Raw genomic sequence first — 11,885 nt, forward strand, 5'->3', positions numbered from 1 at the left:
AAAATTTATAGATACTTAACATTATTGTGAATTACTAATCGGAGTTGATTTTTTTGAAGACAAAAACTTTACTGCTGACACATATATTAAAGATATAATTATAAATGTAAATAGAGTCGGGATTCCAAAGGAAATCTTAGTAAAGTAATTGTACAATATCACACCAACAAGTGCAGTGATAATTCCTATAGAGTTAAGTTTTCTAGAGCTATAATCTTCCTGAAAAAAGTAACTGATAAACACTACGGTGTAAACAGGTACAAATATACTTCCTATAGTAAGAAGAAAGTTCTGATAGTTTTCAATAGGGAATATAAAAGCTATACTCATTGATAAAATGGTATAAATAAATACAAGCAAATTATCATTTTTTATTTTAAACAGTTGCTTCGATGACTCTACTGCAGAATATATATCAAGAAAAGTTGTAGTTACTGTTGAGAAGAGAATTATAAATACTGGAGCTAATTTTATACTACTTCCCGACAAAAATTCGATTACATCTTGTCCGCTATATAGACTTATAAGTAATCCTAATGTGTACATTAAGCTGCTTCCTATGAAATATCCCCAAAATGTAGCATTTAATACGCCTTTTCTGTTTTCGCCGTTCTTAGTATAGTCGCCAATTAAAGGAAGCCAGGAAATAGGCATTGATATGGATATTTCTAAAGCAGTTACAAAGCTTATACTATCTTGTCCTAATACCTGCTTTGATGTATTGAAAGAGAAGAATAACATAAAGCATAAAATTATAAGTAGTAGAACCGAAATATCATTTATCTTCTTTGAGTGATTATTAAAGAAATAAGACCACACGAAAACTACAATACCAGTTACAATTATTCCTAAAGTGTTAGACATAGGGAGAAGACCATTTAAGGCACGTCCACTTTGGATAATCATAATTGTTGACCAGCCTATAAGCTGAAGTACATTTAAAAATGCAACTATTTTTCCGCCGTATTCACCTAGAGAATCCTTAACCTTACCCATTGCATTCTTCTTATCTTTAAAAGATATATACCCTCCTAAAGTTAGAAATGTTGTTCCTATAATATGTCCGAGTATAATTGCAACTAGTCCCTTAGTTAGGCCAAGAGGGGCGATAAGACCACCTGTATATATCTCAGCTATTGAAATAGCTGCACCTGCCCATAGAAGGAACATTGATGAGTTTTTTATCTTATTCAAATGAAACACCTGCTTTCTTATAAACCTCTACAAAATGGCCGACTGGACCTACGCCATGTCCAATAGAGAAGGAATTTTCTATCGCTTTAGTAATATATTCCTTTGATAGAGTAACAGCTTCTTCTACGCTGCAGCCTTTAGCTAAGTGAGATGCTATAGCTGAAGATAAAGTGCAACCTGTGCCATGAGTATTCTGTGTTTCTATCCTATGTCCTTTTAGGGTTACGAAATTTTCTCCGCAAAGTAGTATATCATTAGCATCATTACATCTATGGCCGCCTTTTACTAATACATTCTTAGCACCAAGTGTTTTTATTTTTAATGCAGCTTCCTTCATATGTTCCTCATTTTCTATTTTCATTCCAGTCAAAACCTCTGCTTCAGGAATGTTTGGGGTAACAATACTAGCGATAGATACAAGATCTTGTATTGCTTTTTCCGCTTCCGGTTTCAATAGAAAATACCCACTTTTTGAAACCATAACTGGATCTAACACTATGTTTTTAGCGTTATATTCTTTAAGGAGAGTTTTAATTATACTTATAGTTTCACTATTAGATACCATTCCTATTTTTACAGCATCTACATTGATATCATCATATATAGCTCTTATTTGTGCATCTATAAGTTTATTTGAAACATCCATAACATCTTGGACACCAACAGTATTTTGAGCAGTAATTGCAGTAATTACACTCATTCCATAAACACCAAGAGAACTCATTGTTTTTAAGTCTGCTTGTATGCCTGCTCCACCACAACTATCAGAACCAGCAATTGTTAATACTTTTTTCATGCGAATCACTCCTATTTTCATATGTGGGTAAACCAAAAAGGTGTATTGCAGAAAAGCAATACACCAAAAATACAAAGTGCTATATTGAGCTTGCTTCCCTACGCCAGTGTTAACTGGATCAGGTTCAAAGGGTTAGAGATAACTCTTCTCAGCCGTTTGGCACCCCCACAAAAATTTATTGAATTATTACATCTTTCATTTTAGTATATTTATACAAAAGTGCAACAGTTAAAATTACTATATATTTAAATGTAATCCACTTTATGCTAAGTATTAGTAGTAAATGCTAGTTTTTTTGTATGAATCTATAATTTGATGTTAATTGTGTTTAGCTTTTACTAATTTTATCTTTCAATAGTGTTATAATAGGTGAGGAAAAGCTTAAGTAGCTTTCTAGTTTAGTTATGTTATATTTTTAGAAATCGCTTTCACATTGTGTGAGGTAGTATTAGAACGGGTAGTCATCAAATAAATAAAACCACATATGCAGTAAAATAGAGATGAAGTGGTACTTCATTTATTTTGGCATATGAATACAATATAATTAAGAAGAATAAATAATATGTATGGAGGAATGAATATGAAAATAGGAGTTATTATGGGAGGAGTATCCTCAGAAAGAGAAGTATCCTTAAATTCAGGAAAAGAAATAGTGAAATACTTTAACAAGGATAAATATGAGGTTGTACCTATAGTTATAGATAAAAAAGATGATGTAATGGAAAAAGCTAAAGACATAGATTTTGCATTTATTGCTCTTCATGGTAAGTTTGGTGAAGATGGTATGATACAAGCAGTACTTGAAACAATGGATATTCCATATTCAGGATGTGGGCCTCTTACAAGTGGTATTTGTATGGATAAGGATATAACTAAAAAGATTTTAAGATATGAGGGCGTAAATACTGCAGATTGGCTATGTGTAAGCAGTGTGGATGAAATAGATTATGATTTTATAGACAAAATGGGTTATCCTGTCTTTATAAAGCCTAATAGTGGAGGCTCTAGTGTAGCTACAAATTTAATTAAGAAAAGAGAAGATGTAGAAAATGCAGTAAGACTAGCGTTAGATTATGACAAGGAAGTTATGATTGAAAAGTATATAAAAGGAGACGAAATAACTTGCTGCATGTTAGATGGAAAAATGATAGCTATAATTGCTATTAAACCTAAAACTAATTCTGATTTCTTTGATTACACAGCAAAATATGCTGATGGTGGAGCCGATGAGATAGTAGTGCAATTTGAAGAAGGTTTGCAAAAGCAAATTGAAGAAATGGCATTAAAATGCTGGAAGGTATTAAAGTGCAGTGTATATGTAAGAGTAGATATGATAATAAAGAATGGAGTTCCTTATTTACTTGAGCTTAATACTTTACCAGGTATGACTAAAAATAGTCTATTTCCTAAAGGGGCAAAGGCCGTAAATATGTCTTACAGTGATTTATTAAATGCGGTAACTGAATTATCTTTGAAAGAAAATAGATAAAATTGTAATGATGTCATAGAGTTTAGAATATAATTTAAAGATTGAAAGAACTAAACGTAAGAATTTCTTGTTATATTGCTAATTTACAAGAAAAATGCCTAATTTGTATAAATCTATGAGTAAAATATAAAAGTTGTTGACAGTATAGCAAAACGATGATACAATTTAAATCAATAAATTGAATAAAAACACTTGAACTTATCAAGAGTGGTGGAGGGACTGGCCCTATGAAGCCCAGCAACCAGTATTATTTCATTTAATAATACAATGGTGCTAATTCCTACAGCGTAAGCTGGAAGATGAGAGGATATCGTTGAGACTTTACAAGCTCGGGGTTTTCCTCGAGCTTTAATTATTTTGTTTTAAATGTTAATAATATCAGAAAAAAGATTCTAACTAAGCTAAAGATCCTGCTTTGCTAGTTGCGTTTTGTGAAAATATATATGCAGAAAAGGAATTTTAAATATCAGTTAGAACAAAACATATCTGATGTCAGCTTACTTCATAACTTACAGTTTATTAGATTAAAACTTTACAACGGTATAACTTTAATAAGTTACAAATGAACATTGTTAAATAAGCGATAATAGGAGAATTAATAGAATAATAGCAGACACATGAATTATGAGCTTTAAAATATTAGGACATCAATAGAAAGGAGAAAATATATGATTCAAATAAAAAATGTAAATAAAAGTTTTTCTGCTACAAAGGTTTTAAGTAATGTAACCCTAGATATACAAAAAGGTGAGATTGTAGGTATTGTAGGCCACAGCGGTGCTGGAAAGTCAACCCTTTTAAGATGTTTAAATGGGCTGGAGAGCTATGATAGCGGAAGTATAAAGATTATGAATAAAGAGGTAAAAAATTTAAGTGAAAAAGGAATGAGAGATTTTAGAAAAGGCCTTGGAATGATATTTCAAAACTTTAACCTTTTAAATAGAAAAAATGTATTTGAGAATGTAGCTCTTCCACTGGAAGTATGGAATTATAGCAAAGAGGATATAAAAGATAGAGTTACAAATTTACTTGAGCTTGTAGGATTAAAGGACAAAATGAATAGTATGCCTAGAGATTTAAGTGGAGGTCAGAAACAAAGGGTAGCAATAGCAAGAGCGCTCGCACTTCAACCAGAAGTTCTACTATGTGACGAGGCAACCTCTGCACTAGACCCAAACACAACAAAATCTATATTAAATCTTATTAAAGAAATAAATGAAAAGCTAAATATAACAGTAGTTATAGTTACTCATCAGATGGAAGTTGTGAAACAGATATGTTCTAAAGTAGCAATTATGGATAAAGGAGAAATTAAAAGTTTAGGAGATGCTGAAGAATTATTTTTAAAGCCAGATAAACACCTTGAAAAGCTGCTAGGAGAAGAGGAACTACTACCTATCGATGGTGTCAACATAAGACTATTCTTTCCTAAAGAGCAGAGTCAGAAGTCTATTATAACTTCTATGGCTAGAGAGCTTAATATAGATTTTTCTATAGTTTGGGGAAAGCTTGAAAAATTTAGAGACAATGTATTGGGAAGTCTTGTTATAAATACAACCCATGAAAATGAAGAGAACATTTGTAAGTTTTTAAGTACAAAATCTATAGCTTGGGAGGTAGTTCAAAATGATTAGTGATGTTTTATTTCCTGCTTTAGGACAGACTTTATATATGGTTTTAGTTGCTACTATTCTTGCGGTAATTATAGGATTTATGCCTGCAATAGTACTTGTTATAACTGATGAAAAAGGATTAAAACCCAATAAAACTATCTATAAAATTTTAGACTTTATAATAAATATTTTAAGATCTTTCCCTTTTATAATACTTATGATTGCCATATTCCCATTTACTAAACTTGTAGTTGGAAAAACTATAGGAACAACTGCAGCTATTGTGCCTTTAACTATAGCCGCTGCGCCTTTTGCAGCAAGAATAATAGAGTCTGCTATGAAAGAAGTAGATCCCGGAGTGATTGAAGCGGCAAGATCCTTCGGTGCAAGTAACTGGCAAATAATATTTAAGGTTATACTTAAGGAAGCAATTCCATCTATAATACTTGGAATTACTTTAACAGTTATAAGTGTAGTGGGATATTCAGCTATGGCAGGTGCTATAGGCGGTGGAGGACTAGGAGATGTAGCCATTAAATATGGATACTATAGATTTAAAACAGATATTATGGTTTATACTGTTGTAATCTTGATTGCTCTTGTACAGTTACTTCAAGGTGCAGGAAACTTTATGTATAAGAAATTAAGCAAGTAGTGTTATAGGTACTTGAGGATTGACAATGAAGGATGATTTAAAAATTATTAATAAATAAAAACTAGGAGGTATTTAACATGAAAAAAGGAAAAATTTTATCAATAGCAGTATCAGCATTATTAGTTTTAGGACTAGCAGGATGTGGACAAAAACAGGAGGCTGCTAAAACAAATGACACTAGCAAGGAAACTAAAAAGGTTATAAAGGTTGGGGCATCTCCAACGCCACATGCTGAAATTCTAAGAGAGGCTGTAAAACCTATACTTGCAAAAGAAGGCTATGATCTTCAAGTTGTTGAGTTCACAGACTATGTTACACCAAATACAGCTTTAGATGGTGGAGAGTTAGATGCAAACTTCTTCCAACATGTGCCATACTTAACTCAATTTAATAAAGATAAACATACGGATTTAACTTTTACTTCTAAAGTTCATCTTGAACCAATGGGAGTATATTCAAAGGAGATTAAAAAGTTAGATGAACTTAAAGATGGATCAACTGTTGCAATACCAAATGATCCAACAAATGGAGCTAGAGCGTTAAAAATATTACAATCATCTGGAATTATAAAGTTAAAAGATGGTGAGCTTGTTTCAAAGTTAGATATCACAGAAAACAAGAAGAATATTAAGATAACAGAATTAGAAGCACCACAGCTTCCAAGGGTTTTAGCTGATGTAGATGCAGCTATTATAAATACTAACTATGCAATTCCTGCTGGATTAAACCCTATAAAAGATGCTATAGCCATAGAGTCTAAAGATTCACCTTATGCAAATGGAATTGTTGTTAGAACAAAAGATAAAGATCAAGAATTTGTAAAAGCTCTTTCAAAAGCCGTAAATTCACCAGAGGTTAAGAAGTATATAGAAGATAAATACAAAGGAAGCATAATACCATCATTTTAATACTAGGCAGCCAAGTGGCTGCCTAAATTGTTTCATATATTTGATGAATTATTCCTATTTAAATTATTATGATTAGTGTAATAATTAGAAAAGAATATTTAATTCAACCATTAAATGCAGTGGCTATAGGTTTGTGCTGTTGCATAAAAGTGATTTTATTATTCGGTCATATATGGTACAGAATTATTCATGTATTAACTATATTTCTTATAGTTGTGATATCATTTAGACAATTAAAGTTTTATTTGGAGGCTTAACATGAGTAAAATTAATATATTGAAAGTATGTTTTGATTTTGGCGGAGAAAGTAATAGTATTTATCCAGTTATATTAGAAGATGAAAATGAGACGGTTTTAATCGATTGTGGATACCCTGATTTTTTGAAACTAATTGAAGACATTGCAATAAGCAGTGGAGTTAATATAAAAAATTTATCTAAAATAATTATAACACATCATGATTTCGATCACATGGGAGCATTGGCAGAATTTAAGAGAAAATATCCTAATATAGAGGTGCTGGCATCTAGGGAGGATGTACCTTATATCGATGGGAGTAAAAAATCATTAAGACTACAACAAGCGGAGAGTATATATAATTCTTTGCCAGAAGAAGCAAAAGAGCAGGCTAAGCATTTTCATAAAATTCTTGAATCAGTGAAAAGTTGCAGTGTAGATATAGGTTTAAAAGATGGAGATTATTTTGGTTTTTGTGGAGGGATTGAAATAGTATCTACACCTGGTCATATGCCGGGTCACATATCGGTTTATCATAAAGAAAGTAAATTACTAGTAGTTGGAGATGCTTTAGTTATAGAAAATGGAGAATTAGTTATTGCATTGCCGCAGTATACATTAGACATGAATGAAGCTAAAAAATCTATTAAAAAGCTTTTAAACTATGATATTGATAGAATCATATGCTATCACGGTGGAATATATGAAAAGGATATAACAAAAGCACTTCAAAGAATTTAATTAAGTAAAAGGCACACTAATTTTTGCTGGATGTGTGCTTTTTTTATTTCTTAATAATTTTATATACCTATGTTATAGTTAATAGTATAGATATTATGATTTGAGGAAGGTGACTAATATAATATGGATATTAACATTTTCTATGATAAGGACAGTTGGGTAAATGAAACCCCTAGCGAGACTTTAGAAGGCGAAGTTCAATTTAGAAATAACTTATTTATGATTGATACACTTGAAGATTATAAAAGGTATAGACAAGTTTTATCCTCAAAACAGATATTCGCAATAACGGTTAAAATGCCTTATGGATTCGTGTACATTGAAAGAGATATATTTTTATATCTTGATGCAGAGTCATGGTCAAAATCAACGCCAGACTTTGAATTTAGAGGAGTAGTATGTGAGGATGAGTTAAACAGTGAATATGTTTCATTTATTACAAGCGATGGATATAAACAATTTATATCTAGAAGCAAGATATTTTCTTTAGTATACGAAAGATAGGTGTTTTAAGTGGAACTAAAAGAAGTAAATTTGATTAATATATATAGAAAGTGGAAGAGTAATGCAAATGTTTTCGAGGCTTTTATACGCAGCGGTCCTTTTGTGTCACTACAAACCTATGATAATTTCGAACTAGATTTAACTATAGATGCAGATGATTTACTTAATAAACATAATAAAATTATTTCCAATATACTTAGTTATAGCAAAGAAGATTTTGTTATATGTGATATGAATTTTGATGAGTGCATTGAAATAGCCTTTTTATTGAATAACAAATATCATATTAAGCCAATTATTTCTTTTAATATGATATTTCACCCTTATGGACTTATTGGTACCAATTATAATATTGAAAATATTATAAAGTATGGATTGAATTTAGATGACATATATCCTAAAAGATATGTTTTAATGTGCAATTATGAAAGATATCAAAATTTTACAGAAGATAAATATAAAAAAAGATTGAATAATCAGTATGAGGTTTGTGAAGATGATTTACCTTATGTGGAAACGCTTAAGGATATTGGCTATAAAAAAGTTATTTTCTTTACAAAGGGAAATGTTAAAGAGGATATTGAAAATTATTTAGATTATCTTAATAAATCAGATTTTATTGTTGAGATTATTAAGGGGGAAAATTAGTTGAAAAATAAAGGAAAAACATTATCCTTGGCTGTAGCAACAGCATTACTTATTTCAACTCCAGTAATGTTAGCAGGCTGTAAAAATACTGTTAAAAATACAAACAATAGTACATTAACTGAAGAGGAAGAAGAGGAGAATAATTCTTCTACAAGTAGCGGTTCAACCGCCCATAGCTCTGGTGGGTGGTTTTCTAATGGATCAAGCTCTAATTCTTCTATAAGTAGTGGGTCTTCAAAAAATAGTTCGTCAACTTGGAGCTCTCCCTCTAAGGGAGGATATTCTAGTTATTCAGGTTCTCATGGGGGAAGTACATCAAGTTAACATTTTAAGAGAAAGGTGATTTTAATGGTAGACCAAAATACTTTTACAGAAGAAACTCTGTTCAATTACTATATGGTAAGTAATAGCGAGGAAAAAAAGGTTCACTCCCAAATACCATTTTATCTAGATAGAGATACTTATAATAAAATCATTAGATATTCTGAAACAATAAACAAAATTTCTCTTAGAATTTTAAATGAAATAAACTCAAGCCATAAGAAGCTAATTGATTACATTGATGAATTTCCTTGTAAAGAGAGAATTTTCAACCTAAAATGCGAAGTATCACCTTTACTTTGGACTAGATTTGATACCTTCAGAGACACCAAAGGCTGTGTAAAATTCGCAGAGTTTAATTATGACAAGCCCTGTACTCAAAAAGAAATTGGTTTAGCTGGTTCATTTTCTTTTGATGGTAATATTAATAAAAACTTTGAAAAAAGTCTTATAAATAGAATTAAAGAAATATCGGAAAAACATATGAGTGGAAATGTTAATATTGCTGTTCTTATTGATCCATGTCATTACGAAGAGCTGCATGTTGCATATTATCTTAAAAATTTATGTGATAGTGATAATATCAGAATTCTTCAAGTTGGTCCGAAAAATTTTTCTGTAAGAGATAATAATGTTTATGCTTTTGAAAGTGAAAAAATTGATGTTATTATAAGATTGTTTCCAACAGAGTATCTTCATGAGGTGTCTAATATAGATGAAGTTTTTGATTGTTTCGAGAAAGGCAATGTGCTGATAGTTAATGATCCAAGGATTATTTCTATTCAGGCAAAGACATTCTTTGCGTATCTTTGGGAACTTGTACAAAACAATTCATCATTAATTACTAAAGAAGAATCTGAAATAATAAAAACATGTATTCCCTATACTACTATTTTTACGGAAAAAAACTATAATGAAATTTTAATCAGTAAAGATAAATATGTACTTAAGTCATCATTAGGAAGATATAGTGAACAAGTATATATAGGGAAGCTTTACACTGAAGACAAATGGCATTTAAAAGTTAATGAGGTTTTGAAAAATAAAAATATTCATATAATCCAAGAAGTTATAGATATAAAGAAAGAGTATGTTTATTATTCTACCGAGTATGGCATGAATATTCCGTCTGTAGCATACGGTAATTTTGGCACATTTCTAGTAGATGAAAAAGTTGAAGGTATATGTGTTCGATGGAGTAATAGCTTTCTCACAGATAATAGCTCAACAAAAATGTCGGCTGTTGGAGTAAAAGACTATGATTTTAAACTAAAAGAGTATAAAGAATGTGATAGAAAAAATATTTGGAACAAGATAGTAGAACGAGCTATGGCGGAATATCAATTTACAGGTCAGTATATAAATACAAATGAGTTTATATCACTAAACAGTTTTATAATTAATGGAGAATGTTTTGAGGAAATAGAGAAAATTAGTACTAAGTATGTTGATATACTTGATAAAACATCAAAGTTTATTAAAGATAATTTTGATATATTTTCCTCCTTACTAGGAATTCCAGACAGTCTTAAAGAAGTTATATTACAGTCTTGTACAGAGGCCTTTTGTGCAGTTGGTAGATTGGATTTAGCTATTGATAATAGTGGAACTATTAAAATACTAGAGTTTAATTCTGAAACTCCAGCAGGGCTAGTAGAAAGTATGGGTATACAAAAGATTATTAAAGAGGAGCTATCTATACCTTATCGCGATTCTAACAAAGAGTTGAAAAAGTGTATTTTAGAGTCATTTAAAAATATAATCGAAGATTTTAAAGAAAAAAGAGAAATTAAAAAGATTGCTTTTCTTTGTACCAGCTATCACGAAGATTGGTATAACACTGGAATACTAAGTGAGATTTGCAAAGAAATTGATGGTTACGATATACTTTTCGGAAATATTTTTGACTTAGAAGTTAAAGATAATAAATTGCATTTATACGGTACAGCTCTAGATGCTATTTATAGATATTTTCCACTAGATTGGTTTGCCTGCGAGGAAGAACTTAAAGATGTTATAAGTGTCCTTAATAAGAAAACTTATAGTATAAATCCTACTCATACTTTAATTACACAGTCTAAAGCTTTATATGCTGTAATATTTGAGCTTATTGGAAAAGGATTCTATACTAAAGAGGAAGAATCTTTTATTGAGAGACACTTACCCTATACTTGCTTGGAACCAAACGAAAAGCTTTCTGTTGATTGTCTAGTTAAGCCTTATCTTTCAAGGGAAGGTAAAGGAATAATTTTAAGCTATGAAGGCATAGAAAAAGATATTGAAAATGTTATATTTCAAGAAAGGGTAAATATTGCTCCTGTAAAAATGACAAAATATACAACGGAATCTTCCACTGAGAAATTTCAATTTCCAGTTATAGGGGTATATATTGCAGGCAGAAAACCATGTGGCTTATTCACAAGAGTTGGAGATTTTATAACAAATGAATCTGCAGCTTTTGTACCGACATTCGTTAATAGTTAATATTAAAAATAAGTTAGGGGGAATTGGTAAATGGGTTTACTACAAGGAATTAGTCTAAGTGTTGTATATGGAGTTTTAGGAACAGTACTTTTATTTCTTTCGTTAGTTGTTATTGATAAAATACTAAAAAGGATTGATTTTATGGAAGAACTGCTAAAGGGAAATAAAGCTGTGGCAACAGTAATAGGGTTTTACATGCTATCGATTTCTATTATAATTGCTAGTGCAATTTTTTAGAAAAACTGTAAAAGAAGAAGCTAATCTTGTAGCTTCTTCTTTTGTAGAAAAATTATTA

12 protein-coding genes and 2 riboswitches are annotated in these 11,885 nt (G+C 30.7%); of the genes, 10 read left to right on the plus strand and 2 right to left on the minus strand.

Annotated features, from left to right (window positions below; translation table 11 throughout):
* Nucleotides 1-21: 21 nt before the first annotated feature.
* Both cytX and thiD read right to left on the minus strand, forming a co-directional pair.
* Entirely contained in the window at nt 22-1,194 is a 1,173-nt protein-coding gene (gene cytX, locus AC0N0V_RS04180; RefSeq protein ID WP_474462293.1) for a putative hydroxymethylpyrimidine transporter CytX, read from the minus strand.
* The gene (gene thiD, locus AC0N0V_RS04185; RefSeq protein ID WP_474462294.1) at nt 1,187-1,990 is read right to left on the minus strand and encodes a bifunctional hydroxymethylpyrimidine kinase/phosphomethylpyrimidine kinase; all 804 of its coding nucleotides are present in this window, start codon (nt 1,988-1,990) and stop codon (nt 1,187-1,189) included. Before thiD ends, cytX begins: the two co-directional genes overlap by 8 nt.
* Nucleotides 1,991-2,067: 77 nt before the next feature.
* Nucleotides 2,068-2,167, minus strand: a riboswitch (TPP riboswitch).
* Between the two features lie 403 nt (nt 2,168-2,570).
* Between thiD and AC0N0V_RS04190 the strand changes: the two genes are divergently transcribed.
* The 10 genes from AC0N0V_RS04190 (at nt 2,571) to AC0N0V_RS04235 (ending at nt 11,827) form a co-directional block, all read left to right on the plus strand.
* On the plus strand, nt 2,571-3,479 hold the full coding sequence (locus AC0N0V_RS04190) for a D-alanine--D-alanine ligase (RefSeq protein WP_474462295.1): 909 nt from the start codon (nt 2,571-2,573) through the stop codon (nt 3,477-3,479).
* 195 nt (nt 3,480-3,674) lie between these two features.
* Nucleotides 3,675-3,785, plus strand: a riboswitch (SAM riboswitch).
* 362 nt (nt 3,786-4,147) lie between these two features.
* Nucleotides 4,148-5,113: a methionine ABC transporter ATP-binding protein gene (locus tag AC0N0V_RS04195; protein WP_474462296.1), complete on the plus strand. Its 966-nt coding sequence runs from the start codon at nt 4,148-4,150 to the stop codon at nt 5,111-5,113.
* Nucleotides 5,106-5,747 (plus strand): methionine ABC transporter permease, encoded by a 642-nt coding sequence (locus tag AC0N0V_RS04200; RefSeq protein ID WP_474462298.1) that lies wholly within the window; start codon nt 5,106-5,108, stop codon nt 5,745-5,747. Before AC0N0V_RS04195 ends, AC0N0V_RS04200 begins: the two co-directional genes overlap by 8 nt.
* 77 nt (nt 5,748-5,824) lie before the next feature.
* Nucleotides 5,825-6,655: a MetQ/NlpA family ABC transporter substrate-binding protein gene (locus AC0N0V_RS04205; protein WP_474462299.1), complete on the plus strand. Its 831-nt coding sequence runs from the start codon at nt 5,825-5,827 to the stop codon at nt 6,653-6,655.
* 258 nt (nt 6,656-6,913) lie between these two features.
* Nucleotides 6,914-7,633, plus strand: coding sequence for an MBL fold metallo-hydrolase (locus AC0N0V_RS04210; RefSeq protein ID WP_474462300.1), 720 nt, complete (start codon nt 6,914-6,916; stop codon nt 7,631-7,633).
* A gap of 123 nt (nt 7,634-7,756) precedes the next feature.
* Complete coding sequence (locus AC0N0V_RS04215) at nt 7,757-8,137, plus strand: hypothetical protein (RefSeq protein WP_474462302.1); 381 nt, start codon at nt 7,757-7,759, stop codon at nt 8,135-8,137.
* Between the two features lie 9 nt (nt 8,138-8,146).
* The gene (locus AC0N0V_RS04220) at nt 8,147-8,785 is read left to right on the plus strand and encodes an HAD family hydrolase (protein WP_474462303.1); all 639 of its coding nucleotides are present in this window, start codon (nt 8,147-8,149) and stop codon (nt 8,783-8,785) included.
* Nucleotides 8,786-9,109, plus strand: a complete 324-nt coding sequence (locus tag AC0N0V_RS04225) for a hypothetical protein (RefSeq protein ID WP_474462304.1) — start codon at nt 8,786-8,788, stop codon at nt 9,107-9,109.
* Nucleotides 9,110-9,133: 24 nt separating this feature from the next.
* Nucleotides 9,134-11,590 (plus strand): glutathionylspermidine synthase family protein, encoded by a 2,457-nt coding sequence (locus AC0N0V_RS04230; protein ID WP_474464438.1) that lies wholly within the window; start codon nt 9,134-9,136, stop codon nt 11,588-11,590.
* 30 nt (nt 11,591-11,620) lie between these two features.
* Nucleotides 11,621-11,827, plus strand: coding sequence for a DUF350 domain-containing protein (locus AC0N0V_RS04235; RefSeq protein ID WP_474462306.1), 207 nt, complete (start codon nt 11,621-11,623; stop codon nt 11,825-11,827).
* Nucleotides 11,828-11,885 lie beyond the last annotated feature (58 nt).

It is taken from the genome of Clostridium sp. CS1-1, from assembly GCF_056135525.1.